We start from the raw sequence: 26311 nt of genomic DNA, 5'->3' as shown, positions 1-26311 counted from the left end.
GTCAGCAACCACGCAGAACCAGCGGTGTGCTGTCAAGCAGGACGGTCAGGCCTCTGTCCAGTGCTTTTCTTCGGTGATCCGTCCGCATATCGATCGTCGCTCTCCGAAAGCTGCGCTAACGGTCCGTTTCGAGTGTGTCTGTCTGAGATCGCTTTGTCCGGATTTCGGGCAATCGAGCTTCCTCGATGTTGTCAAACCGAGACCCCTTAAGTGTGGTTTACGGCCCCGTCGTACTTAATAGTTGGCTCCGTTGAGCTCGGGTCAATGGGTCACGCACTGTGGGGAGTGCCGACTCACGAGCACACTAGGGGCACTGAACGATCACCGTCAGGGGTGTCGGTGTATCACTCCAGTGCCCTTCTTGTAGTCAAAAGTGGACTCATGAGGAGGAAACCCATGCGTGGTGCCAAGAGCGCCAAGTGGGTCGCGGGAGCGGCCATCATCGCCCTGGCTGCGACCGCCTGTGGTGGTGGCGACAAGGGCAGTGACAGTGGCATGAACTCCGGCAAGGCGGACCCGAACGGGATCCTGACCGCCCAGCTGAGCGAGCCGCAGAACCCGCTGCAGCCGGCCAACGCCAAGGAGAGCCAGGGCAGCCGTGTCCTGCGCGCGATCTTCTCCGGCCTGGTCGACTACGAGCCCGGCACCGGCAAGCTCGTGTACGTGAACGCCGAGTCCGTGACGCCCAACGCGGACTCGTCCGTGTGGACCGTCAAGCTCAAGCCGGGCTGGAAGTTCCACGACGGCACCACGGTCACCTCCAAGTCCTTCGTGGACTCCTGGAACTGGTCGGCCAACGTCAAGAACAACCAGACCAACTCCAGCTGGTTCCAGGACATCAAGGGCTACGAGGACGTCCACCCGGAGAAGGGTGCGCCGAAGGCCGACAAGATGTCCGGTCTGAAGATCGTCGACGACAACACCTTCACGATCACCCTGACCGGCTCGGTCTCGTACTTCGCGTACAAGCTCGGCTACGACGTCTGGGCGCCGCTGCCCGAGTCCTTCTTCAAGGACCCGGCCGCCGCCGGCCAGAAGCCGATCGGCAACGGCCCCTACAAGTTCGTCGAGTGGGACCACAAGAAGCTGATCAAGGTCCGGAAGTTCGAGGACTACCAGGGCCCGAACAAGGCCAAGAACGGTGGCATCGACTTCAAGAACTACACCACCGCCGAGGCCGCCTACTCGGACCTGCGGTCGAACAACCTCGACTGGATCGAGCAGGTCCCGACGACCTCGCTGACCAGCTACAAGCAGGACCTCGGCGACCGTGCCATCGACGCCGAGTACTCCGCGGTGCAGTCGATCGTCCCGGCGTTCTACACCAAGCAGTTCAAGGACATCGACCCCAAGGTCATCCAGGGTCTGTCGATGGCCATCGACCGTGACACGATCACCAAGACCGTGCTGCACGGCACCCGTACCCCGGCCGACTCGTACGTCGCCCGCGGTGTGCTCGGCTACAAGCCCGGCGCCCTCGGTGACATCACGAAGTTCGACCCGGCCCAGGCGAAGAAGCTCATCAAGGAGGGTGGCGGCGTCCCGGGCAACAAGATCTCGATCCAGTACAACGCCGACCAGTCCCACAAGCCCTGGGTCGACGCGGTCTGCAACAGCATCCGCAAGGCCACCGGCGTCGAGTGCGTCGGCGACTCCAAGCCGGACTTCCAGGCGGACCTGAACGCCCGCGACAACAAGCAGGTCAAGTCCATGTACCGCGGTGGCTGGGTGCTCGACTACCCGGTCAACTCGAACTTCATGCGCGACCTGTACGGCACCACCGCCGCCGGTAACACCTCGGGTTACTCCAACAAGGAGTTCGACAAGCTCGCCGAGAAGGCCGACAAGGCCAAGACGCTCGACGAGACCGTCAAGATGTACCAGGACGCCGAGCAGCTCCTGAAGAACGACATGCCGGCCATCCCGCTGTGGTTCTACAAGAACAACTCGGGCCAGTCGGAGAACGTGTTCGGCAAGATCGTCTACGGCCAGGACGGCGACCCGATCTTCACCGACGTCCAGGTGAAGGCCAAGAAGTAATCATCGGGATCCGAAGGCCGGTTCCGCCGTCCCTCTTCGGGGGCGGCGGAACCGGCCCGTAGGCGTAGGCCCCGGGGTTCTCCCCCCACACCCCCGCGGCGGAGACCACTCTGAGAAGGCCATCGCCGACCCCTCACGGCATGGAGGCATGATGGGGCGTTACGTCGCAAGGCGACTGCTCCAGATGATCCCGGTATTCATCGGGACCACTCTGATTATTTTCCTCATGGTCCACATTCTTCCCGGTGACCCAATCCGGGCGATGTGGGGAGACAAGGCGGCAGACCCCGCACAGGTCGCGTCGTTGCGCCATGAGTTCGGACTCGACCAGCCCCTGTGGAAGCAGTACGTCGACTACATGGGCAATCTCTTCCAGGGCGACTTCGGCAAGACCTTCGGTGGCCGCGAAGTCATCGACGAGATGTCCGAGTCCTTCCCGGTGACGCTGCGGCTGACCGCCGTAGCCATGATCATCGAGATCATCGTCGGCATCGGGCTCGGCGCCTGGGCGGGCCTCAGGGCCGGCAAGGCCGCCGACACCGGCGTGCTGGTCTTCACCCTGATCGTCATCTCGATCCCGGTGTTCGTGCTCGGCTTCCTCGCCCGCTTCGTCCTCGCGGACCAGCTCGGCTGGGTGGCCCCGAACGTCCAGGACTCCACGGACTACGCGCAGTTGTTCCTGCCGGGCTTCGTGCTCGCCATGCTCTCCATGGCGTACGTGGCACGGCTGACCCGCACGACCTTCGCGGAGAACCTGCGCGCCGACTACATGCGCACCGCCATGGCCAAGGGCCTGCCGCGGCGCCGCATCGTCGGTGTCCACCTGCTGCGCAACTCGCTGATCCCGGTCGTCACCTTCCTCGGTACGGACGTCGGCGGATTCATCGGCGGCGCGGTCGTCACCGAGGGCATCTTCAACGTCCAGGGTGTCGGAAACCTGCTCTTCAAGGCGCTGCAGCAGCGCGAGGGTTCGACGATCGTCGGCGTTGTCACGGTCTTCGTCCTCGTCATCCTTGTGATCAACCTGCTCGTCGACCTGCTGTACGCGGTCCTGGACCCGAGGATCCGTTATGCCTGACGCGACCAAGACCCAGACCGAGACCGAAGCGGTGGCGGACGCCACCGCCGCTCCCTCGGCCGCCACGGGCAAGACCCAGGACAAGCCGCGCAGCCTCTGGGGCGACGCATGGTTCGACCTGCGCCACCGCCCGATGTTCTGGATCTCCTCGATCCTCCTGCTGATCCTGCTGGTCATCGCGGCGTTCCCGGGGCTCTTCACCGGTGCCGACCCGCGCGACGGCGACCTGACCAACCACTTCCTGACCAAGCCGGAGCTGGGGCACTTCTTCCAGCCCGACTGGTTCGGCTACGACGGCCAGGGACGTTCGATCTACGCGCGTGTCATCTACGGCACCCGCGCCTCGATCCTGGTCGGCGTCGGCGTCACCGCCGCGGTCACCCTGGTCGGCGGCCTGCTGGGCATGCTCGCCGGTTACTTCGGCGGCTGGCTCGACTCGATCATCTCCCGGGTCACCGACATCTTCTTCGGCATCCCCTTCCTGCTCGGTGCGATGGTCGTCCTGAACGCCTTCGCCGACCGCAAGGTGTACGTGGTGATCCTGGCCCTCGCCTTCCTGGGCTGGACCTCGATCTGCCGTGTGATGCGGTCCTCCGTCATCACCGCGAAGCAGGCGGACTACGTGACGGCGGCGCGCGCACTCGGCGCCGGCACCTCGCGGATCCTCTTCCGGCACGTGCTGCCGAACGCGCTCGCCCCGACGATCGTCGTGGCCACCATCGCGCTCGGCGGGTACATCTCGGCCGAGGCGACGCTCTCGTTCCTCGGACTCGGGCTCGCTGACCCGACGATCTCGTGGGGCATCGACATCGCGGAGGGCAGCCAGGCCATCCGTGACAACCCGCATGCGCTGCTGTTCCCGGCAGGAATGCTCAGCCTCACGGTCTTCGCGTTCATCATGCTCGGCGACGCGGTCCGCGACGCCCTCGACCCGAAGCTGCGCTGAGGAGGGCGTACGACGTGACCATCATGGACAAGACAGCAGACATCCCGGCGCCCCGCTCCGGGGGGCCGGACGACGCCAGGCTCCTCGAAGTGCGCGACCTGCACGTGGAGTTCCACACCCGTGACGGGGTCGCCAAGGCCGTCAACGGTGTGAACTACAGCGTGGACCCGGGTGAGACCCTGGCCGTGCTCGGTGAGTCCGGTTCCGGCAAGTCCGTGACCGCTCAGGCGATCATGGGCATTCTCGACATGCCGCCCGGCAAGATCCCGCAGGGCCAGATCCTCTACCGCGGCCAGGACATGCTCACCATGAGCTACGAGGAGCGGCGGAAGATCCGTGGCCAGAAGATCGCGATGATCTTCCAGGACGCGCTCTCCTCGCTCAACCCCGTGCTCTCGGTCGGCTACCAGCTCGGCGAGATGTTCCGGGTCCACCAGGGCCTCTCCAGGAAGCAGGCCAAGGCCAAGGCCATCGAGCTGATGGAGCGGGTCAAGATCCCCGCCGCCAAGCAGCGGGTCACCGACTATCCGCACCAGTTCTCCGGCGGTATGCGCCAGCGCATCATGATCGCCATGGCACTGGCGCTGGAGCCGGACCTGATCATCGCGGACGAGCCGACCACCGCGCTCGACGTGACGGTCCAGGCCCAGGTCATGGACCTGCTCAAGGATCTCCAGACCGAGTTCAACATGGGCCTGATCCTGATCACCCACGACCTCGGCGTCGTCGCCGACGTCGCGGACAAGATCGCGGTCATGTACGCGGGCCGGATCGTCGAGACGGCGCCGGTGCACGAGCTGTACAAGCGGCCCGCGCACCCGTACACCCGGGGTCTGCTCGACTCGATCCCGCGGCTCGACCAGAAGGGCCAGGAGCTCTACGCGATCAAGGGCCTGCCGCCCAACCTGCTCAAGATCCCGTCCGGCTGCGCCTTCAACCCGCGCTGCCCCAAGGCGGAGGACATCTGCCGCACGGAGATTCCGGCTCTGGTCCCGGTCTCCGAGCAGGACGGCAGTGAGCTGCCCGGCCGCGGCAGCGCGTGCCACTTCTGGAAGGAGACGATCCATGGCTGAGCTCGACAAGAATGACGGTTCCATGGACGCCACCCCGAACGTCACCGAGGTGGTGGCGGTCGACGCCACCGACGAGACGGCGGCGGTCGCGGCCATCGAAGCCCCGGTGGAGCGCGGTGAGCCGATCCTCCAGGTGCGCAATCTGGTCAAGCACTTCCCGCTGAGCCAGGGCATCCTGTTCAAGCGCCAGGTCGGCGCGGTCAAGGCCGTGGACGGGGTCTCCTTCGACCTCTACCAGGGCGAGACCCTCGGCATCGTCGGCGAGTCCGGCTGTGGCAAGTCCACCGTCGCCAAGCTGCTGATGACGCTGGAGACGGCGACCGCCGGCGAGGTCTTCTACAAGGGCCAGGACATCACCAAGCTGTCCGGCCGCGCGCTGAAGGCGGTCCGCCGGAACATCCAGATGGTGTTCCAGGACCCGTACACCTCGCTGAACCCGCGCATGACGGTCGGCGACATCATCGGCGAGCCCTTCGACATCCACCCCGAGGTGGCCCCGAAGGGCGACCGGCGGGCCAGGGTCCAGGAGCTCCTGGACGTCGTCGGCCTCAACCCGGAGTACATCAACCGGTACCCGCACCAGTTCTCCGGCGGCCAGCGCCAGCGCATCGGCATCGCCCGCGGCCTCGCGCTCAACCCGGAGATCATCATCTGCGACGAGCCGGTCTCCGCGCTCGACGTATCGGTGCAGGCGCAGGTCATCAACCTGATGGAGAAGCTGCAGGACGAGTTCAACCTCTCCTACGTCTTCATCGCGCACGACCTGTCGATCGTCCGGCACATCTCCGACCGGGTCGGCGTGATGTACCTCGGCAAGATGGCCGAGATCGGCACGGACACGGAGATCTACGACCACCCGACGCACCCCTACACCCAGGCGCTGCTGTCGGCGGTCCCGGTCCCGGACCCCGAGGCCCGTGAGCGCGGCGAGCGGATCATCCTCACCGGTGACGTCCCGTCGCCGGCGAACCCGCCGTCGGGCTGCCGCTTCCGCACCCGGTGCTGGAAGGCCCAGGACAAGTGCTCCACGGAACTGCCGCTGCTGGCCGTCCCCGAGCGCTTCAAGGGCTCGGAGAGCGCCGCCGCGCACGAGTCGGCCTGCCACTTCGCCGAGGAGAAGGACGTCGTCGGCGCGGCCTCGTAGCAGTGCCCGAGTGACCCGGAAGCGCCCGGAACCGATCGGTTCCGGGCGCTTCCTGCATTTCCCGGAACCGGGCGTGCAGGTGGCTCGGGTCGATGGGCTCACGTGCTCGGTTCCGCGGGATCGGGGAGCCCCTCGGCCGGGGAACGGTCGGGTCCCCGGCCGCGAGGCGCCCCGGGGCCGGGGCAGGGGTGTCAGGCCCCGGCCCCGGGGTCTTCGGTGGTCTTCTTGCCGAGCTTCGGCCCGGACGCGGCGTCACGGGCCTTCGGGACGGCCGGGACGGCCCGGGTGTCCTCGGGGTGGTGGCAGGCCGTCAGATGGCCTTCCCGGCTGCCCTCCACCCGTACCAGCGGCGGCGCCTCGCTCGCGCACTTGTCCGTCGCCTTCCAGCAACGGGTACGGAAGCGGCAGCCGGACGGCGGGTCGACCGGGGAGGGCACGTCGCCGGCCAGCCGGATGCGCTCACGGGCCGGTGTGTCGTCGGCGGTCGTCTCGGGCACGGCCGAGAGCAGCGCCCGGGTGTACGGGTGACGCGGGTTGCCGTACAGGTCCTCGCGGTCGGCGATCTCCACGATCCTGCCGAGGTACATGACCGCGACGCGCTGCGAGAAGTGGCGCACGACGGCCAGGTCGTGGGCGATGAACAGGAACGCGATGCCGAGTTCCTTCTGCAGCTTCTGCAGCAGGTTCACCACCTGGGCCTGGATCGACACGTCCAGCGCCGAGACCGGCTCGTCGGCCACGATCAGCTTCGGCTCCAGGGCGAGCGCGCGGGCCACCCCGATGCGCTGGCGCTGGCCGCCGGAGAACTCGTGCGGGAAGCGGTTGTAGTGCTCCGGGTTGAGCCCGACGGTCTCCAGCAGCTCCCGCACCCGCGCCTCGCGGCCGCCGGCGGGGTTGATGTCGTTGATCTCCATCGGCGCGGTGATGATCTTGCCGACGGTCTGCCGCGGGTTCAGCGAGGCGTACGGGTCCTGGAAGATCATCTGGATCTCGGAGCGGACCGGGGCCAGCTGCTTGCGCGTGGCGTGGGTGATGTCCTGCCCGCGGTAGGAGATCGTGCCGGCCGTCGGTTCCAGGAGCCGGGTGATCAGCCGGCCCGTCGTCGACTTGCCGCAGCCGGACTCGCCGACCAGGCCCAGGCTCTCGCCCTCGGTGATGCTGAAGTCCAGCCCGTCGACGGCCTGGACCGCGCCGACCGTCCGCCGGATCGGGAAGCCACCCTTGATCGGGAAGTGCTTGGTGAGTCCGGAGACGTCCAGGAGGGGATCTTTGCTGCTCATGGTGGGGAAGTCCCGTCTCTTGTACGTCAGTTGGGCCGGGTGCCGGCGAAGTCCGTGAAGAACTCGGCGCGCTGCTCGGCGGTGAGGTGACAGGCGGCGCCGCGCCCGGCGGTGAGCTCCAGCGGCGGCTGGTCACTCGCGCAGCGCTTGCCGCCGACCTGCTCGGTGAACGTGCACCGGGGGTGGAAGCGGCAGCCGGTCGGCGGGTTGAGGAGGCTCGGCGGGGAGCCGGGGATCGGCGACAGCGGTACGTCGACCGGCCCTTCGAGGCTCGGCATGGAACTCAACAGGCCCCAGGTGTAGGGGTGCTGGGGAGTCCGCAGCACCTCCTTCTTCGTGCCGCGCTCGACGCAGCGCCCGCCGTACATCACCAGCACGTCGTCCGCGATGTCGGCGATGACCCCGAGGTCGTGGGTGATGAAGATGATCGAGGTGCCGGTCTCCTGCTGGAGGTCCTTGAGCAGGTCCATGATCTGGGCCTGCACGGTGACGTCCAGCGCGGTGGTCGGCTCGTCGGCGATCAGCAGCTCCGGGTCGCAGACCAGCGCCATGGCGATCATCGCGCGCTGGCGCATACCGCCGGAGAACTGGTGCGGGTAGTCGTCCACCCGCAGATCCGGCTGCGGGATGCCCACCTTGGTGAGCATCTCGACGGCCCGCGCGCGGGCCTCCCGCTTGGAGGCGCCGGTGTGCTTGCGGTACGTCTCGCCGATCTGCCTGCCGATGGTGTGGTACGGCGAGAGCGAGGCCAGCGAGTCCTGGAAGATCATGGCCATCTTGTTGCCGCGCAGCTGCTCCAGCTCCCGCTCCGAGGCGGCCAGCAGATCCTGCCCGTCGAGCAGGATCTCGCCCTCGATCTCGGTGTGGTCGGGGTGGTGCAGGCCGAGGATGGTCAGGTTGGTGACGGACTTGCCGGAACCGGACTCGCCGACGATGCCGAGCGTCTTGCCCTTCTCGATGTCGAAGGACAGCCCGTCGACGGCCTTGACCATGCCGTCTTCGGTGGAGAAGTGCACGCGCAGATCGCGCACGGAGAGGAAGGGGGTGCTCACTGGATCTCTCCCTAGGCGAGGCGGACGCGCGGGTCGATGAGGGCGTAGACGGCGTCGACGATGATGTTGAAGACGACGATCGCTCCCGCGGCGACCAGGACGACTCCGAGCAGCAGGGGCAGGTCGTTGTCGCCGACCGCCTTGACGGAGAGCGCGCCGATGCCGTGCAGACCGAAGGTCTTCTCGGTGATGATCGCGCCGCCGAGCAGCACACCGAGGTCGAGGCCGAAGATGGTGACGATCGGGCCCATGGCCCCGCGCCAGGCGAATCTGAAGAACACCGTCCGCCGGGAGAGGCCCTTGGCGCGTGCGGTGCGTACGTAGTCCTCGCTCAGCGTCTCGACGAGCTGGGAGCGCGCCATGCGGGTGTAGTTGGCGGTGAAGATCAGCGCCAGCACCAGCCAGGGCAGCAGCAGCCCGGAGAACCAGGCGGACGGGCTCTCGGTGAAGGGGACGTCCTTGGGCCGGCTCAGGATGTGCCACTGGTCCGCGAGGTAGTACATGGCGACGACGCCGACGATGTAGATCTGCATCGAGGAGCCGATCAGCGACGCCGAGGACGCCACCTTGTCCAGCGCCTTGCCCTGCTTGACCGCGGCGAGCATGCCGGTGCCCACACCGAAGATCACGAAGACGACCGCGCTGCCGAGGGAGAGGGAGAGCGTCGTCGGGAAGCGGTCCAGGATGGTGCCCAGGACCGGCTCGCGGTTGTGGAAGGAGTAGCCGAGGCACGGCGCGGGGCAGTGCCCGAACGACGAGTAGTCCCTCCCGACGAACACCGCCTGCAGCCAGTGCCAGTACTGCACCGGCAGCGGGTCGTCGATGCCGAGGTTGCGCTTGACCAGTGCCAGCGTCTCGGGCGTGCACACCTTGCCGCAGGCCACACGAGCTGGGTCGCGGGGCGCGACGTAGAAGAGGACGAAAGTGATGGCACTGATGATCAGCAGGATGACCAGTGCGCCGATTGCCCGGCGGATGAGGAAGCGGAACATGGCGATGGATTTCCCTGGCAGACGCCGACGAGGGGGAGGGGAGCGGGCGGGGCGCCGCAGGGGCGCCCCGCCTCGGGAGTGTCGGCGTCAGGCCTTCACGAACAGCTTGTAGAAGACGGCCGAGGAGTACTGCGGGTGGAACATCGCGCCGCCGACCTTCTCGCCGTGGAGGTAGAAACGGCGCTGGAACGTCTCGGGGATGATCGGCGCCTCCTCCGTCATGATCCGCTTGTCCAGCGCGGCCCAGGCCTTTCCGGCCTCCTTCGGGTCGGCGATGACGACGTTCTTCTTGATGGCCTCGTTGACCCAGTCGACGTTCAGCTGCGAGATGTTGTTGGCACCGTTGGCGATGGTGCCGCCGTCGAAGAGCGGCTGCATCAGCGTGTAGCCGGTCGGCCAGTCCGGGGACCAGCCGAACCACATCACGTCGAACTGGTTGTCGATCTGCTGGATCTGGTCGTAGTAGCTGGTGGAGTCCAGCGGCTTCATGACCGGGGTGAAGCCGGCCGCCTTGAGGGCGTTCTCGATGACGACCTTGGTCTTGTTGTAGATGTTGCTCGTGGGGAAGGCGTAGACGACCTTCTGGCCCTCCTTGCCGGCCTCCTTCAGCAGCTTCTTCGCCGCCTCCGGGTCGCCCTGCGGCTTCTTCAGCTTGCCGTAGACGTCGTCCTTGGCGTAGCCCAGGATGTCGGGGCTCAGGATGGACGTGGCGTAGTCACCGGCCGAGGGGCCACCGTAGATCTTGCGGATCTGCTCCAGCGGCCAGGCGTGGATGATGGCCTGACGGACCTTCAGGTCCGTGATCCGCTTGGTGTTGATCGCGTAGTAGTAGATGCCGGTCAGCAGGCCGTTGAAGGTCCGCTTCTTCAGCTCGGGGTCGGTGAGGACCTTCTGGATGCGCTCGGCCGGGACGCCGCTGTACGCCATGATCGCGTACTTGTCGTCGCCGTCGTCGGCTATCAGACGGTCGGCGGCCTGCAGGGCCTCGGGCCCGAACTCGTAGACGAAGCTGTCCGGGTACGCGTTGCGGATCGAGTCCTTGTCGGGGTCCCAGTGCGGGTTGCGCACCAGCGTCATCGACTTGTCGATGGAGTGCGCCTTGATGCGGTACGGGCCGCAGCTGACCGGGTCCTTGTCGTACTTCTCCTTGGTGTCGCCCTTGACCGGGACGGCGCCGTAGGAGGTCATCGCCAGGGTGAAGTTGAGGTCCGGGCGGGCCTCGGCCAGCTTGAAGGTGATCGTCCTGGCCTTGTCGTCGGTCACGACCGAGTCGAGGTGCTTGCCGCTGAACGGGCCCTTGTACTTCGAGCGGTAGTCGGCCGTGCCGGTCAGCGCGGTCTGGGTGTAGCCCGCACCCTCGGTGGTGAAGCTGGCGAAGCCGCGCTCGATGCCGTGGCGGACGTCGGCGATGGTGAGTTCCTTGCCGTCCTCCCACTTCAGACCTTCCTTCAGGGTGAAGGTCCAGGTCTTGCCGCCGTCGGACATGGTGCCTGCGTCGGTGGCGAGGTCGCCGACCAGCTTCATCGAGCCGTCCGCCGCGATCTTGTAACCGGTCAGGCAGCGGATGAAGAGGTCACCGACCGCGGAGTTCCACGAGAAGTAGATGCGCTGCGGGTCCAGGTGCGAGAAGTCGTCCGGGGCGAGGCCGCGGATCGTGCCGCCCTTCTTCGCCCCCGGTATCTCGGCGGCCGGACCCGTGGAGTCGGCCTTCGTGCCGACCACGACCGAGCCGGTGTACTTGTCGGCACCGCCGTGTCCGGCGCTGCCGCCCTTCTTGGTCGAGCTGCCGCTGCTGCACGCGGAGAGGACCATCGAACCGCCGGCCGCGACCGACGTGGCGATGACGAAGTTTCTGCGGGAAAGGGACATGGCTTCCTGCTCTGGTCGAGGGAGAGAAAACGATCGATCCGGTGGGCCCCGTCGCCCGGCCGGAGGAAGTGCGGTTCAGCGCTTGGTCTTCGGGTCCAGTGCGTCACGGACCGAGTCACCCAGCAGGTTGAAGGCGATGACGAAGACCACCATCGCGACGCCGGGGAAGAGCATGAACGTGATGTCGCTCTGGTAGACGTCCGATCCGCGCTGGATCATCACGCCCCAGTCGGGTGTCGGGTCGGTGAGTCCGACGCCGAGGAAGGCGAGACCTGCTTCCGCCGTGACGTAGGCGGGCAGCGCGAGCGTGGCCTGGATGAGGATCGGCGTCCAGAGGTTGGGCAGCAGCTCCTTGAAGATGATCCGTGCCGGGGAGGCACCGGTCACCTTCGCCGCCTCGACGAACTCGCGTTCGCGCAGGGCGAGTACCTCGCCGCGCAGCAGTCGTGCGATGGATGCCCAGCCGAAGGCCGTCATGACCGAGATGAGGCTGACGACGGTCAGCCAGACCGGGGTGTTCTCGTCCGGAGGGACCAGGATCGAGAGCATCACCGGCCAGAAGGCGATGAAGAAGAGCGTGGAGGGGAAGGCCAGCAGGATGTCGATGACCCGGCCCACGAGGTAGTCGGTCTTGCCGCCCAGATAGCCCGCGGTGATACCGACGGCGATGCCGATCACCGTCACCAGCAAGGTGGTTGCCGCGGCGATGAGCAGCGAGTTGCGGATGCCGTAGAGCAGGAAGGTGAAGACGTCCCGGCCGAGTCCGGGCTCGATGCCGAACCAGAAGTCGCCGCTGATACCGCCGTTGGGCAGCATCGGGGAACCGAAGTCGTCCAGCAGGCCGGGTTCGTTCTGTCCGTACGTGGTGTACGGGTCCTTGCCGTACAGCTTCGCGATCAGTGGCGCGCAGATGGCGATCACGAAGAAGAAAATGACCACATAGGCTGAAATCACGCCCGTACGGTCGCGCTTGAATCGCAGCCAGGCCATCTTGCCCGGCGAGCGGCCGTCGCCGCCCTTGACCGCGGACGGGCCGGCTATGGACTGCGGCTTGGCGTCCTCCACCTCAACAGGGGTGGCAGCTTGCGGCGTTGGAATCGTCATGGTGCTCCTGGCCCGGAGGGTGAAGGACTCCGCAGGGCAGCACCTACGGGCTACCCGGACTTTTTCAACGCAATTCATGCAGGGTCAATGAATGTCTGACGCCCTTGGTGTGCTCTTTGGAAATTTGACCAATCCATGACTCGATCACGGGCGTGGCTTTGCTTCCGTTTGGCTTTTTCGAAGGTGTGTTCGCGACTTAACGGGTGAAGTCCGGCAATGAGTCCGATATGCGGGCGTGGTTGTCTCGGAATTCGTACATCCGATCAGACCGGTTCGTGGTCGATATGCATTCGATGCGCGGCCGTTATCGCTCCGGTGTCTGTCAGGTCCGCGCCTGGATCCCCTTCGCGCGCGAAGTGCCACTCGAATCGGCCCCGACGCGCCCGAATGGGTGGAGTAAATGTGCGTGATGCCCCTTGTGCGGTGATATTTGACCGTAAGTGAGACGGAGCACTACGAGGAGGCACTCCATGCGCGGAGCCACACAGGCCAGGTGGGCCGCATGTGCGGTGGTCGTCGCCCTGGCGGCGACGGCATGCGGCGGAGGGGGCAGCAGCAGCGGCGGTGGTGGCGGTGGGGCGAACGGAATCGTGAGCTCTTCCTGGGGTGACCCGCAGAACCCGCTCGAACCCGCCAACACCAATGAGGTGCAGGGCGGCAAGGTCCTCGACATGATCTTCCGGGGGCTCAAGAGGTACGACCCGAAGACCGGCGCGGCCACCGACATGCTCGCCGAGAAGATCGAGACCAAGGACAACCAGAACTTCACGGTCACCGTGAAGGACGGCTGGACCTTCAGCAACGGCGAGAAGGTCACCGCCAAGTCGTTCGTGGACGCCTGGAACTACGGCGCCCTGCTGAAGAACAATCAGAAGAACGCCTACTTCTTCGGATACATCGAGGGTTACGACAAGGTCCACCCCGACACCGGCAGCGCCACGGCCGACAAGCTCTCCGGCCTCAAGGCCGTCGATGCCAGGACGTTCACGGTCAAGCTGTCGCAGAAGTTCTCGCTGTGGCCCGACACCCTCGGCTACCCGGCCTTCGCCCCGCTGCCGCAGGCCTTCTTCACCGACCACGCCGCCTGGGTGTCCAAGCCCATCGGCAACGGCCCGTACACCGTGGACAAGTACACCAAGGGCTCGTCGATGAGCCTGCGCAAGTGGGACAAGTACCCCGGGGACGACAAGGCGCAGAACGGCGGCATCGACCTCAAGGTCTACACCGACAACAACACCGCCTACACGGACCTGACGGCCGGCAACCTCGACCTCGTCGACGACGTGCCCGCCTCGCAGCTGAAGAACGTCAAGGCGGACCTCGGCGACCGGTACATCAACACCCCGGCCGGCATCATCCAGACCATCGCCTTCCCCTTCTACGAAAAGAAGTGGGACACCCCCGGCGGAGTCAAGGTCCGCCAGGGCCTGTCGATGGCGATCAACCGTCAGCAGATCACCGATCAGATCTTCCAGAAGACCCGCACCCCCGCCTCCGACTGGACCTCCCCGGTCCTCGGCGAGGAGGGCGGCTTCAAGAAGGGGCTGTGCGGGGCGCCCTGCGAGTACAACGCGGCGAACGCCAAGAAGCTGGTCCAGGAGGGCGGCGGCATCCCCGGCGGCCAGCTCAAGATCTCGTACAACGCCGACACCGGCTCCCACAAGGAGTGGGTCGACGCCGTCTGCAACAGCATCAACAAGGCGCTGGGCAACAACAAGGCGTGCGTCGGCGCCCCGGTCGGCACCTTCGCCGACTTCCGCAGCCAGGTCTCGCAGCAGAAGCTCACCGGTGCCTGGCGGGCCGGCTGGCAGATGGACTACCCGCTCATCCAGAACTTCCTGCAGCCGGTGTACTACACCGACGCCTCGTCCAACGACGGCAAGTGGAGCAACAAGCAGTTCGACGGGCTCGTCGACAAGGCCAACGCCGAGTCCGACAAGGCCAAGGCCGTGACGACCTTCCAGGACGCGGAGAAGGTCCTGGCCGCGCAGATGCCCGTGATCCCGCTCTGGTACCAGAACGGCAGCGCCGGCTACTCGGAACGGATCACCAATGTGTCGCTGAACCAGTTCAGCGTCCCGGTGTACGAGCAGATCAAGGTCAAGTGACCCGTTGAGGCCGGGTGGCCGGTGCGTTCCCGGCACCGGCCGTCCGGCTTCCGCATCCCCTCGACGCGTCACTCCCCAGCCCCCGCGCCTCTGACCATCGCGACCCCCGGAGCCCTTCAATGGGACGTTATGTGATCCGGCGGCTGCTGCAGATGATCCCGGTCTTCTTCGGCACCACGCTGTTGATCTTTCTCATGGTGAACGTGATGGGTGACCCCATCGCGGGCCTCTGCGGTGAACGCCAGTGCGATCCGGCGACCGCAGCCCAACTCCGCTCCGAATTCGGCCTCGACAAGCCCGTCTGGCAGCAATACCTCACCTACATGGGCAATGTCTTCACCGGCGACTTCGGCACCGCGTTCAACGGGCAGAAGGTCACCGAGCTGATGGCCACCGCCTTCCCCGTCACGATCCGGCTCACCGTCGTCGCCATCGTCTTCGAGATCGTCATCGGCATCAGCCTCGGGGTCGTCACCGGCCTGCGCCGCGGCCGCCCCGTCGACACCACCGTGCTCATCCTGACCCTGGTCGTCATCTCCATCCCGACCTTCGTCACCGGCCTGCTGCTCCAGCTCCTCCTCGGAGTCGAGTGGGGCGTCATCAAACCCTCCGTATCGCCGGAGGCCCCCTTCAACGAGCTGCTGGTACCCGGGCTCGTCCTCGCCTCGGTCTCCCTGGCGTACGTCACCCGGCTCACCCGGACCTCGATCGCCGAGAACGCCCGCGCCGACTACGTCCGCACCGCCGTCGCCAAGGGGCTGCCCAGGCGCCGCGTCGTCATCCGGCATCTGCTGCGCAACTCGCTGATCCCGGTCGTCACCTTCATCGGTACGGACGTGGGCGCCCTGATGGGCGGGGCGATCGTCACGGAGCGGATCTTCAACATCCACGGCGTCGGCTACCAGCTCTACCAGGGCATCCTGCGCCAGAACTCCCAGACCGTCGTCGGCTTCGTCACCATCCTCGTCCTCGTCTTCCTGGCGGCCAACCTGATCGTCGACCTGTTGTACGCCGTTCTCGACCCGAGGATCCGCTATGCCTGAGCAGACACCGGACGAGGCGATCTCGTCGGCCGGAGCAGGAGGTGTGATGGACCTCGCCCTGGAAGAGGGCACGACCCTCGAAAGGACACCGGGCGGCCCCGAGGGCACCGGCCCCGCCGAGAAGCCGCACAGCCTGTGGTCCGACGCCTGGCGGGACCTGCGCCGCAACCCGGTCTTCCTCATCTCCTCCCTCGTCATCCTCTTCCTGGTGATCATCTCGATCTGGCCGTCGCTGATCGCGGACCAGGACCCCCTCAACTGCAACCTGGGCAAGGCCCAGGAGGGCTCGCAGCCCGGTCACCCCTTCGGCTTCGACGGACAGGGCTGCGACGTCTACACCCGTACCGTCTACGGGGCCAGGAACTCGGTGACCGTCGGCGTCTGCGCCACCCTGGGCGTCACCCTGCTCGGCGGCGTCCTCGGCGGCCTGGCCGGATTCTTCGGCGGCTGGTGGGACTCGGTCCTCTCCCGCATCACCGATGTCTTCTTCGGCATCCCGGTGGTCCTCGGCGGCCTCGTCTTCCTCTCCGTGGTCGTCAGCTCCACCGTCTGGCCGGTGATCGGCTTCATCGTGCTCCTGGGCTGGCCGCAGGTCGCCCGGATCGCCCGGGGTTCCGTGATCACCGCCAAACAGAACGACTACGTCCAGGCGGCACGGGCGCTCGGCGCCTCCAACACACGGATGATGCTGCGCCACGTCGCCCCCAACGCCGTCGCGCCGGTGATCGTCGTCGCGACCATCGCGCTCGGTACGTACATCTCGCTGGAGGCGACGCTCTCGTTCCTCGGTGTCGGTCTGAAACCGCCGGCCGTCTCCTGGGGCATCGACATCTCCGCCGCGTCCCAGTACATCCGCAACGCCCCGCACATGCTGCTCTGGCCCGCCGGTGCCCTGGCGGTCACCGTGCTCGCCTTCATCATGCTCGGCGACGCGGTGCGCGACGCCCTCGACCCCAAGCTGCGCTGAGGAGCCCGCTGCCATGTTGCTCGAAGTGCGCGATCTGCACGTGGAGTTCCACACCCGCGAAGGCGTCGCCAAGGCCGTCAACGGGGTCAACTACTCGGTGGCCGAGGGCGAGACACTGGCCGTCCTCGGCGAGTCCGGCTCCGGCAAGTCCGTCACCGCCCAGGCCGTCATGGGCATCCTCGACATGCCCCCGGGGAAGATCGGCGGCGGCGAGATCCTCTTCAAGGGCCGCGACCTGCTGAAGATGAAGAAGGACGAGCGCCGGAAGATCCGCGGCCAGGAGATGGCCATGATCTTCCAGGACGCGCTCTCCTCGCTCAACCCCGTGCTCAGCGTGGGGGAGCAGCTCGGCGAGATGTTCGTCGTGCACCGGGGTATGTCCCACAAGGACGCCAAGCTGAAGGCCGTCGAGCTGATGGACCGGGTACGCATCCCGGCGGCGAAGGAACGCGTCGGCAACTACCCGCACCAGTTCTCCGGCGGCATGCGCCAGCGCATCATGATCGCCATGGCGATGGCGCTGGAGCCCTCGCTGATCATCGCGGACGAACCCACCACCGCCCTCGACGTGACCGTCCAGGCCCAGGTGATGGATCTGCTCGCCGAGCTCCAGCGCGAGCTGAACATGGGCCTGATCCTGATCACCCACGACCTGGGCGTGGTCGCGGACGTCGCCGACAAGATCGCCGTGATGTACGCGGGCCGGATCGTCGAATCCGCCCCGGTCCACGAGATCTACCGGGCACCCGCCCACCCGTACACCAAGGGCCTGCTCCGGTCGATCCCGCGCCTGGACCAGAAGGGCCGGGAGCTGTACGCGATCAAGGGCCTGCCGCCCAACCTGCTGCACATCCCGCCCGGCTGCGCCTTCAACCCGCGCTGCCCGATGGCCCAGGAGATCTGCCGGGGCGAGGTGCCGCCGCTGTTCGAGGTGGCCGAGCACCGCGAGAGCGCCTGCTACTTCTGGAAGGAGACGCTCGATGCACGCTGACCACTCGGGGCGCGAGGAAGCGCGCGAAGAGGGCGAGAAGGCCCGCGCGCCGCTCGCCACGTCACGGGCCGGGTCCGCCGCGGCGGGCGGCGAGCCGATCCTGGAGGTCCGCGACCTGGTCAAGCACTACCCGCTGACCCAGGGCATCGTGATCAAGAAGCAGATCGGCACGGTCAAGGCGGTCGACGGGGTCTCCTTCGACCTGGCGGCGGGCGAGACGCTCGGCATCGTGGGGGAGTCCGGCTGCGGCAAGTCGACCGTGGCGAAGATGCTGGTGCATCTGGAACAGCCCACGGCCGGCGCGATCAAGTACAAGGGCGAGGACATCACCAGGCTGTCGGGGCGCGCCCTGAAGGCCGTGCGCCGCAACATCCAGATGGTGTTCCAGGACCCGTACACCTCGCTCAACCCGCGCATGACCGTCGGCGACATCATCGGGGAGCCGTACGAGATCCACCCCGAGGTGGCCCCGAAGGGGGAGCGGCGCCGCAAGGTCCAGGACCTGCTGGACGTGGTCGGGCTCAACCCGGAGTACATCAACCGCTATCCGCACCAGTTCTCCGGCGGCCAGCGCCAGCGCATCGGCATCGCCCGCGGGCTGGCCCTGAACCCCGAGATCATCGTCGCCGACGAACCCGTCTCCGCCCTCGACGTCTCCGTACAGGCGCAGGTGGTCAACCTGCTGGACCGGCTCCAGGCGGAGTTCGGGCTCGCCTACGTCTTCATCGCGCACGACCTCTCGATCGTCCGGCACATCTCCGACCGGGTCGGGGTGATGTATCTGGGCCGGATCGTCGAGATCGGCTCCGACGAGCAGATCTACGAGCACCCCACCCATCCGTACACCCAGGCGCTGCTCTCCGCCGTCCCGGTGCCGGACCCGGCGGCCCGCGAGCACCGGGAGCGGATCATCCTGCACGGCGACGTCCCCTCGCCCGCCAACCCGCCCTCGGGCTGCCGCTTCCGCACCCGGTGCTGGAAGGCGCAGGAGCGGTGCGAACTGGAGGTGCCGCTGCTGGCGGTTCCGGCCGTCTTCCGGCTGACCGAATCACCGGCCGGGCACGACTCGGCCTGCCACTTCGCGGAGGAGAAGCAGGTGGTGCCGCCCGAGGGGCTGCTGGAGATGCCGGGGGAGACGGCGGGGGAGACGGAGACGGAGGCGGAGGGCGGCCCGTCGCAGGATGTGGACGGGGAGAACGGGCCGGCCCCGTCCGGGAGCACCCGGGCCGGCTGAGCCCGGACGCGTCAAGGCGCGGGCAACGGGGCCGCCCCACGTCCGGTACACGGACCGGACGGCATGTCCGGGTACGGCCCGCGCGGGTGTCGCGTACCGGCCGGGAGGCCGCCAAGTCCTCCCGGCCGGTTGCCCGTTCGCGCACCACGCCGGTGAACCCCTTGTCCGACGGACAGGCACGGTGGAGTATCGCTCGGGTGATACTCACTCGGGGGGCAAGGGTCACCGGTGCCGTTCTCTGCGCCGTGCTCGCGTTGATCGTCGCGGGCTGGCTCGTACGGGACATCAGGGCGGCCGACGACTTCGGACCGCTGTGGCGCTACTGGGCCGGCTACTACGACGCACGGCTCCCCGTGCTGCCCACCACCTCGGCGTACGACGTGGTGCTGTTCGTGGTGTACCTCTGCGCCGCCGTCGCGGCCCTGCGCTCCTCGGCGGCCGCCGCGGTGCTGGTCGCGACCGGAGCGGTCACCATCGTCCTGCGGCTGCCCGGACTCTGGAACATAGGCGAGTCCCGGATGAACGCCCGGTTCACCGACGACCTGCGCACCCGGGCCCTGCTCTGCGCCTTCGTGGCGCTCGCGGCGGGCATCGCGCTGATCATCACCGCGGGGGCCGGCCGCAGGGCGGCGCGCGACTTCTCCGAACGCCTCCCGGCCCGGCCCGGGCAGGGCGCGGGCGTGATCGCCTTCCTGTTCCTCGGTGCGGCGGGCGCGGTCGTGATCGCCTGGGAGATCCGCCAGGCGGTGCGGATCCCGGACATCTACCCCGACTGGATCGTGGGCGGGGAACGGGTCATGCAGGGGCTGATCGACCCGCCGCCCGGATGGTTCTCGGCGGTCCTGGTGCTGCTCTGCCTGTTCGCGGGGGTGAGCGGGCTCCCGCGCGCCGTGCACGCGCGGCCGTTCGGCCTGATCGCCGCCGCCCTGCTGCTGGTCGGCGGGGTGCTGGGGGTGGTCCGCACGGTGCACTACGAGCTGCTGGACCACTTCGGCGATCTGCACGTCGAGGACCAACTTACCGTGCTGACCGGGTTCTTCGAGGTGATCGCCGGAGCCGTGGTGCTGCTGGCGCTGGCTCGGCCGGGCCCGGAAGCGCCCCCCGCCCCGCCGCATCAGGGCTACGGGCAGGGGTACGGCATTCCGCAACCCGGCGTCTTCGGGCCGCCGCCCCCGTCCCAGCCGCCGCCCGGCTGGTGACGGGGAGGCCGGCCGGATCAGTCGCCGAGCCCCAACGACCGCTTCAGGAAGTCGACCTGGAGCAGGAGCAGGTTCTCCGCCACCTGCTCCTGCGGCGTCATGTGCGTCACCCCGCTGAGCGGCAGCACCTCGTGCGGGCGCCCGGCCGAGAGCAGCGCCGACGACAGCCGGAGCGAGTGCGCGACCACCACGTTGTCGTCCGCGAGACCGTGGACGATCATCATCGGCCGCACCTGGTCCGCGGCCTCGGAGAGCCCCTCGTCCGTGATCACCGAGTTGTGCGCGTACACCTCGGGCTGCTCCGCCGGGTCACCTAGATAACGCTCGGTGTAATGGGTGTCGTAGAGCCGCTGGTCCGTCACCGGGGCGCCGACCACCGCCGTGTGGAAGACATCGGGCCGCCGCAGCACGGCCAGGGCCGCCAGATATCCGCCGAACGACCAGCCGCGGATCGCGACCTTGCCGAGGTCCAGCGGAAACCGGTCCGCGAGCGCGTGCAGCGCCTCGACCTGGTCGTCCACGGTGAGCAGGAGGTTGTTCTTGACCGCCTTCTCCCAGCCCGGCGAACGGCCCGGTGTACCCCGGCCGTCCGCGACCACGACCGCGAAGCCCTGGTTCGCGAACCACTGCGACGTCAGATGCGGATTGTGCGCGGCGACCACCCGGCGGCCGTGCGGTCCACCGTACGGATCCATCAGTACCGGAAGCGGACCGTCCGACTCCTTGTACCCCTCGGGGAGCAGCACGGCGCACGGAATTCGCCGTGCGCCCCCCTCGGTGAGGTGGACCCGCGCGGAGAGCACCGGCTCCTCGGCATGGCTCGCCACGACGGCGACCGGCTTGCCGTCCCGGAACACCTCGGCACGGGCCCCCGGCCACTCCGGGGAGTGCGTGACCAGCACGGTCACCTCGCCCGCGCGGACCGCCGAGTGCACCCCGGGCCCCTCGGAGACCCGCTCCACGCCCAGTTCGTTGACCCGGTAGACATGGGTCTCGCCGATCTCCGGTTCCGTCGCCTCCTCACCGGCCGAGGCCGCCACCAGGATGTCCGAATCACCGATGTCCAGCACCGCCCTGAGCTGCAACTGCGCCCCGGTCAGCAACCGGTCGCCGACCGCGAGCACCCGGGCCCCGCCCTCGTCCGCGATCCGCACCAGCCGTCCGTCCGGGGCCCAGGCGGGCACCCCGGGGAAGATTTCCAGCCAAACCGGGTCCTCGTCGGCGTGCACCGTCCGCGTCGAACCGGTCTCCGGATCCACCGCGAGGAAGAGGTGGCTCCGCTGGTCGCGGGACTGCACGAGCAGCAGCGGCGCCCCGTCCGACGACCAGTGCACCTGCGCCAGATAGGGGTGGCGCACCCGGTCCCAGACCACCTCGGTACGGGTGCCGTCCAGGCCCAGCACGAAGAGCCGCACCTCGGCGTTGGGCGTCCCCGCCGCCGGGTACGCGACCTCGGCGGGCCTGCGGTCCGGATGCGCGGGATCCGCGATCCACCACCGCCGCACAGGGCTGTTGTCGACCCGGGCGACCAGCAGCCGGTCCGACTCCGGCGACCACCAGAAGCCCCGCGAGCGCTGCATCTCCTCGGCCGCGATGAACTCCGCGAGTCCGTACGAGACATCGTCCCCGTCCGGCTCGGCGAGCGCCCGGTCCCCCTCGCCCTCGGCGCCCACGACGCGCAGCGCGCCCTTGGACACATATGCGATGTGTCGTCCGTCCGGTGACGGTCGCGGGTCGATCACCGGGCCCGGAACCGGCAGCGCACGTGCCGTACCCGCCCGTAGCTCGGCGACGTACACCTTCCCGGAGAGCGCGAAGGCGGCCAACTCGGCCGCCGCGTCGACCGCGTAGCCGACGATCCCCGAGGCCCCCTCGCGGCTGCGCTCGCGGCGGGCCCGCTCCTGCGCCGACAGCCGCTCCGTCGAACCCCCCAGCAGGGCCCCGGGATCCGCCACCACGCGCTCCTTCGGGGATCCGCCCTTCGGCAGGTCGAGCACCCACAGCCGGCCCGAACGGTCCGTACCGGAGCCCGACCGGAGGAAGATCACCCGCTCTCCGTCGGGTGAAACGGTGAACGACCGAGGGGCGCCCAGAGTGAATCGCATCGTCCTGGCGTGCTGGCGGGGAAAGGAAATCTGCTGCGAAGTCATGTGCCGAACCTAGTCCCCGACCGCCCGGTCGTGCGCCCCTCGTGCTGCTGTGCCCCGATCAATGCGGTGCCACGGATAGTTATGATCCGTAGCGCTCGGTGGGTAAGAACCTGCTGGCTCCATGTGTGCTGCCCGTCCCGACCGTACTGATGGAGGTGAACCGCCGTGGCACTCTCGATTTCGGCGGTGGTGCTGCTGGCGATCGTCGTCTTCCTGCTGATCCGGAAATCCGGACTGAAGGGCGGACATGCGGTGGTCTGCGCACTGCTCGGTTTCTATCTCGCCAGCTCGTCGATCGCGCCGAGCATCTCGAACCTGACCACGAATGTGGCCGGCATGATCGGAAGCCTCAAGTTCTGAGGCCCGGCTCGTCGGCGGAACGTGCGCGGGCGGTGATCGGTGCGACCGGCTCGTAGGGTGGTCCCCATGACGGACCATCCCGCCCGGCGCCTCCTCCTGGTGCACGCGCACCCCGACGACGAGTCGATCAACAACGGCGCCACCATGGCCAAGTACGCGGCCGAGGGTGCCCAGGTCACCCTGGTGACCTGCACACTCGGCGAGGAGGGCGAGGTCATCCCGCCCTCGCTCGCCCATCTCGCGGCCGACCGGGACGACACCCTGGGCCCGTACCGCCGGGGCGAACTCGACGCGGCGATGAAGGAACTGGGGGTCTCCGACCACCGGCTCCTCGGCGGGTCCGGCCGCTTCCGCGACTCCGGAATGATGGGCGCCGAGCAGAACCATCGCCCCGGCGCCTTCTGGGCCGCCGACGTGGACGACGCCGCCGGACACCTGGTGGAGGTCATCCGCGAGGTGCGCCCACAGGTCCTGGTCACCTACGACCCCGACGGCGGCTACGGACACCCCGACCACATCCAGGCGCACCGCGTCGCGATGCGCGCCGCGGACCTCGCCGCCGACCCCGCGTACCGCGCCGGAACCGCCGCCCCGCACCGCATCGCCAAGATCTACTGGAACCGGGTGCCGCGCACGGTCGCCGAGGAGGGCTTCGCCCGCCTCCGGGCCACCGCGCCGGACGCCTTCCCGGGCATCGCCGCCATCGACGACGTGCCGGGCGTGGTCGACGACTCCGAGATCACCGCGCAGATCGACGGCTCGGCCCATGCCGCCGCCAAGGCCGCGGCCATGCGGGCCCATGCCACCCAGATCGCCGTGGACGGCTCCTTCTTCGCCCTCTCCAACGACCTGGGCCAGCCCGTCTTCACCACCGAGTACTACGAGTTGGTGCGCGGCGTCTCCGGAGCCCCTCAAGGCGTCCGGGAGGACGACCTGTTCGCGGGCGTGGCGGGGGCGGAGCGATGAGCGGCGGCAAGCAGGAAGCACCGCGCCCCGCCAGGGACGCCGCGGCCACCGGCCTCGCCGCGCCCCTCAACCCCGGGCGGATCGCCGCCTATGCGGGCCTCGCCGTGCTGGGCGCGCTCGTCGGGATCGCCGGGACGCTCGTCCAAGCCGCCTGGTTCCCCGCCGGGTTGCTGCTCGCGCTGGTGGCCGCCGCCGGGCTCTTCTGCGGCGGACGCCTGGTCTTCGGCACCCAGCTGGGCGCCCTGGCGCCCGCTGCGGGATGGCTGATTTCGGTCGTTGTTCTGCTCGGCGGGCGCCCGGAAGGCGACTATGTCTTCGGCGACGAACTGGGCCTCACACTTTTCATGCTGGGTGGGATGGCCGTCGCTGTGATCTGTGCCACCATGTCGCGGTCGCCCCGACACGGTGCCGACAGCGGGCGACCTGGCAAGTAGAGTGCCACGTCCGATCCCGTAATGCCCCTTGTCCGTTCGGTGGCCGTACAGCCGTTTCCCCCGGTCGCGGGGTGTCCGTCGGCGGCGGCCAGTATGGTGGTTCGCGCGCCGAGCCGTCCCCTGGCCTGCGACTTGGGGGAAGTACGGGCGGCGGAGCCAATCGGGAGAACCTGCTTTGAGTCGTGAAACTGACAGTTCGTCCTCCGGGCCCCAGGGGCGCGGAGGAGCCGCGTACCCCTCGGGGACGCCGCCGTACGGATCCCGCCAGTATCCGTCGCTGCACCCTTCGCAGGATGCCCCGGAGCCTGCGGACCCGTCCCAGTCCGAGGAGCCGAGGACCGAGACGACACTGACCACGCGCATCCGGATCAACATTCCGGGCTCGCGTCCCATCCCGCCGGTCGTCATGCGTACGCCCGTGGGTGACGCCGACAGCGCCGACGCCGAGCGCACGGGCAGCATCCCGCGCCCCGGTTCGCCCGCGACGGACCGTGCGTCGGCCGGGTCGGACAGCGCGTCGGCCGCCGAGGCCCGGACCGAGTCCGCCGCCGAGCCGGCCACTGAGAAGCCGGCCAAGGAGAAGGGCAGCAGCGACTGGTTCGCCCCGCGCAAGCCCCCCACGAGCACCTCGGTCGCCGGGGGCGGCACGGCCGGTGGCGCCGAGGGCATCAGGGGTGCCACACCCACCGCGCCCACCCCGCCCCGCGCCGATCTGCCGTACTTCTCGGACGGCCCGCAGCGCACGGGCGAGCCGGGCGCACCCCGCCCCGACGACTTCGGGGGCCCCGCCTCCGGTGGTCCGCGTCCCACGCCGAACCTCGGAGTGCGTACGCCCGGCCCCTCCGGACCCACCACGGGTCCGGTCACCGGCACCTCGTCCCTGACCCCGAACCTCGGCGTACCCGGCTCCGGCCCGTCGGGCACGAGCGGTCCCGCGGGACCGCAGGGGCCCGGCACTCCCGGTGGTACGCCGCGGATGTCCGACGACACGGCGGTGCTGACCCCGCAGTTCGCGGGTCCGGCGCCCTCCGGGCCCGGAGGCAACGTCTCCGGTGACACGCTCACCAGCGGCATCCCCGTGGTCCCGTCGGAGGACCGGCCGCCGTCCCTCTTCCCGGGCACGCCCCCGGGCGGGCGCCCCGATCCGGCGTCCCGCGCTCCGGGCGACCCGATGGGTACCGGACCGGCGGGACCCGGCGGCCCGGCCGCCGCGTCGGCCCCGCGCCCCGAACCGGCGTCCGCGTCCGCTCCCACTCCCGCGAAGAAGAAGGGCCGCTCCAAGCTGGTCCTCCTCGGCGTCGGTGTCGTCGGGCTGCTCGGTGTCGCGTACGGCGCCGGACTGCTGATGAACCACTCCGACGTCCCCAAGGGCACCACCGTCCTCGGCGTCGACATCGGCGGCGGCACGAAGGAGGAGGGCGTCACGAAGCTGGACGCCGCTCTCGGCAAGCGCGCCGTGGCTCCCCTCCAACTGTCCGTGGACGGCAAGAAGACCCAGCTCGCGCCGGACAAGGCCGGGCTCTCCCTGGACAGCCAGGAGACCGTGCGCTCGGCAGCGGGCAGCGACTACAACCCGGTCTCCGTCATCGGCTCCCTGTTCGGCAGCAAGCGCGCCGTCGACCCGGTGATCCCGGTCGACGAGGAGAAGCTCGGCGTCGCGCTGACGGACCTGGCGGGTGCCTCCGGCTCGGCCAACGACGGCACGATCAAGTTCGAGCCGGGCAAGGCCGTCGCCGTACCGGGGAAGTCCGGCAAGGCGCTGGACGTCAACCAGTCGATGACCTCGGTGCGCGACGCGTACCGCGCCCAGGTGCAGACCGGCCGGACGAAGGTCGTCCAACTGCCCGTCACCACCCGCGAACCCACCATCGGCCAGGCCGAACTGGACCGGGCGATGAAGGAATTCGCGAAGCCCGCGATGTCCGGTCTGATCACCATCAAGGCGGGTGCCAAGCAGATCCAGTTCGGCCCCGCCCGGTCGCTGCCGCAGATCCTCTCGATGGTGCCGGTCAATGGCCGGCTGGTCGAGCACTACGACAAGAAGGCCATCGACACCCTCTGCGACGGCGTCTTCGACGGCATCATGATCACCAAGGGCGACGGCAAGAAGCACCAGCTCAGCGCGGACGATGTGGCGCACGCCATGCAGACCGCACTGCTCGGGAAGACCCCTGCCGAGCGGACCGCCACCATCAGCCTCACCGGCAACGGCTGACCGTCGGCGGCCAGACTCTCACCACCCGCCCCCGACCGTGTTCCGGCCGGGGGCGGCGTCGTGTCC

General features: G+C 68.4%; 21 protein-coding genes. 15 read left to right on the top strand and 6 right to left on the bottom strand.

The genetic code is table 11. The features are described 5' to 3' along the window. Positions 1 to 396: 396 nt before the first annotated feature. The 5 genes from IE107_RS08225 (at position 397) to IE107_RS08205 (ending at position 6281) form a co-directional block, all read left to right on the top strand. A complete protein-coding gene (locus IE107_RS08225; RefSeq protein ID WP_189542643.1) occupies positions 397 to 2040 on the top strand; it encodes a peptide ABC transporter substrate-binding protein in 1644 nt (547 codons plus the stop codon). Positions 2041 to 2191: 151 nt separating this feature from the next. Further along, positions 2192 to 3118 (top strand): ABC transporter permease, encoded by a 927-nt coding sequence (locus IE107_RS08220; RefSeq protein ID WP_189542641.1) that lies wholly within the window; start codon positions 2192 to 2194, stop codon positions 3116 to 3118. Further along, the gene (locus IE107_RS08215) at positions 3111 to 4064 is read left to right on the top strand and encodes an ABC transporter permease (protein WP_189542639.1); all 954 of its coding nucleotides are present in this window, start codon (positions 3111 to 3113) and stop codon (positions 4062 to 4064) included. The genes IE107_RS08220 and IE107_RS08215 overlap by 8 nt, the downstream gene beginning before the upstream one ends. Before the next feature lie 14 nt (positions 4065 to 4078). Further along, complete coding sequence (locus IE107_RS08210; RefSeq protein WP_189542637.1) at positions 4079 to 5137, top strand: ABC transporter ATP-binding protein; 1059 nt, start codon at positions 4079 to 4081, stop codon at positions 5135 to 5137. Then, positions 5130 to 6281 carry an ABC transporter ATP-binding protein gene (locus IE107_RS08205; RefSeq protein WP_189542635.1) on the top strand — a complete coding sequence of 384 codons (1152 nt, stop codon included), beginning with the start codon at positions 5130 to 5132 and terminating at the stop codon, positions 6279 to 6281. The genes IE107_RS08210 and IE107_RS08205 overlap by 8 nt, the downstream gene beginning before the upstream one ends. 191 nt (positions 6282 to 6472) lie before the next feature. Here the strand turns inward: IE107_RS08205 and IE107_RS08200 are convergent, their stop codons facing one another. From IE107_RS08200 to IE107_RS08180, 5 genes are all read right to left on the bottom strand, one after another. Then, positions 6473 to 7561 carry an ABC transporter ATP-binding protein gene (locus IE107_RS08200; RefSeq protein ID WP_229866761.1) on the bottom strand — a complete coding sequence of 363 codons (1089 nt, stop codon included), beginning with the start codon at positions 7559 to 7561 and terminating at the stop codon, positions 6473 to 6475. 26 nt (positions 7562 to 7587) lie between these two features. After that, a complete protein-coding gene (locus IE107_RS08195; RefSeq protein ID WP_229866775.1) occupies positions 7588 to 8553 on the bottom strand; it encodes an ABC transporter ATP-binding protein in 966 nt (321 codons plus the stop codon). A 71-nt stretch (positions 8554 to 8624) separates the two neighbouring features. Next, positions 8625 to 9605, bottom strand: a complete 981-nt coding sequence (locus IE107_RS08190) for an ABC transporter permease (RefSeq protein ID WP_189542631.1) — start codon at positions 9603 to 9605, stop codon at positions 8625 to 8627. 87 nt (positions 9606 to 9692) lie between these two features. Next, a complete protein-coding gene (locus tag IE107_RS08185) occupies positions 9693 to 11474 on the bottom strand; it encodes an ABC transporter substrate-binding protein (protein ID WP_189542629.1) in 1782 nt (593 codons plus the stop codon). Positions 11475 to 11549: 75 nt separating this feature from the next. Beyond that, positions 11550 to 12578, bottom strand: coding sequence for an ABC transporter permease (locus IE107_RS08180; protein ID WP_189542627.1), 1029 nt, complete (start codon positions 12576 to 12578; stop codon positions 11550 to 11552). A gap of 470 nt (positions 12579 to 13048) precedes the next feature. On the opposite strand from IE107_RS08180, the gene IE107_RS08175 reads away from it, so the two are divergent. The 6 genes from IE107_RS08175 to IE107_RS08150 all read left to right on the top strand — a co-directional run bounded on the left by IE107_RS08175 (position 13049) and on the right by IE107_RS08150 (position 20120). Then, a complete protein-coding gene (locus IE107_RS08175; RefSeq protein ID WP_189542625.1) occupies positions 13049 to 14686 on the top strand; it encodes a peptide ABC transporter substrate-binding protein in 1638 nt (545 codons plus the stop codon). Between the two features lie 119 nt (positions 14687 to 14805). Then, positions 14806 to 15729: an ABC transporter permease gene (locus IE107_RS08170; RefSeq protein ID WP_189542623.1), complete on the top strand. Its 924-nt coding sequence runs from the start codon at positions 14806 to 14808 to the stop codon at positions 15727 to 15729. Beyond that, the gene (locus tag IE107_RS08165; protein ID WP_189542621.1) at positions 15722 to 16696 is read left to right on the top strand and encodes an ABC transporter permease; all 975 of its coding nucleotides are present in this window, start codon (positions 15722 to 15724) and stop codon (positions 16694 to 16696) included. The genes IE107_RS08170 and IE107_RS08165 overlap by 8 nt, the downstream gene beginning before the upstream one ends. A gap of 13 nt (positions 16697 to 16709) precedes the next feature. Continuing rightward, positions 16710 to 17687 (top strand): ABC transporter ATP-binding protein, encoded by a 978-nt coding sequence (locus IE107_RS08160; RefSeq protein WP_189542619.1) that lies wholly within the window; start codon positions 16710 to 16712, stop codon positions 17685 to 17687. Next, the gene (locus IE107_RS08155) at positions 17677 to 18921 is read left to right on the top strand and encodes an ABC transporter ATP-binding protein (RefSeq protein ID WP_189542617.1); all 1245 of its coding nucleotides are present in this window, start codon (positions 17677 to 17679) and stop codon (positions 18919 to 18921) included. The genes IE107_RS08160 and IE107_RS08155 overlap by 11 nt, the downstream gene beginning before the upstream one ends. A 245-nt stretch (positions 18922 to 19166) precedes the next feature. Then, positions 19167 to 20120, top strand: a complete 954-nt coding sequence (locus IE107_RS08150; RefSeq protein WP_229866760.1) for a hypothetical protein — start codon at positions 19167 to 19169, stop codon at positions 20118 to 20120. A 17-nt stretch (positions 20121 to 20137) separates the two neighbouring features. Here the strand turns inward: IE107_RS08150 and IE107_RS08145 are convergent, their stop codons facing one another. Beyond that, on the bottom strand, positions 20138 to 22270 hold the full coding sequence (locus tag IE107_RS08145) for a S9 family peptidase (RefSeq protein ID WP_189542613.1): 2133 nt from the start codon (positions 22268 to 22270) through the stop codon (positions 20138 to 20140). A gap of 165 nt (positions 22271 to 22435) precedes the next feature. Between IE107_RS08145 and IE107_RS08140 the strand changes: the two genes are divergently transcribed. The 4 genes from IE107_RS08140 (at position 22436) to IE107_RS08125 (ending at position 26245) form a co-directional block, all read left to right on the top strand. Beyond that, positions 22436 to 22630, top strand: coding sequence for a hypothetical protein (locus IE107_RS08140; RefSeq protein WP_093896879.1), 195 nt, complete (start codon positions 22436 to 22438; stop codon positions 22628 to 22630). A gap of 66 nt (positions 22631 to 22696) precedes the next feature. Continuing rightward, entirely contained in the window at positions 22697 to 23596 is a 900-nt protein-coding gene (gene mshB / locus IE107_RS08135) for an N-acetyl-1-D-myo-inositol-2-amino-2-deoxy-alpha-D-glucopyranoside deacetylase (RefSeq protein ID WP_189542611.1), read from the top strand. After that, on the top strand, positions 23593 to 24030 hold the full coding sequence (locus tag IE107_RS08130; protein ID WP_189542610.1) for a DUF6113 family protein: 438 nt from the start codon (positions 23593 to 23595) through the stop codon (positions 24028 to 24030). The genes mshB and IE107_RS08130 overlap by 4 nt, the downstream gene beginning before the upstream one ends. A gap of 175 nt (positions 24031 to 24205) precedes the next feature. Then, positions 24206 to 26245 carry a peptidoglycan binding domain-containing protein gene (locus IE107_RS08125; RefSeq protein ID WP_189542608.1) on the top strand — a complete coding sequence of 680 codons (2040 nt, stop codon included), beginning with the start codon at positions 24206 to 24208 and terminating at the stop codon, positions 26243 to 26245. Positions 26246 to 26311: the final 66 nt, after the last annotated feature.

The organism is Streptomyces gelaticus (genome assembly GCF_014649535.1).
Lineage (GTDB): Bacteria > Actinomycetota > Actinomycetes > Streptomycetales > Streptomycetaceae > Streptomyces > Streptomyces gelaticus.
The sequence above is the reverse complement of the archived record's forward strand: the minus strand, read 5'-3'. Positions and strand labels throughout refer to the sequence as shown.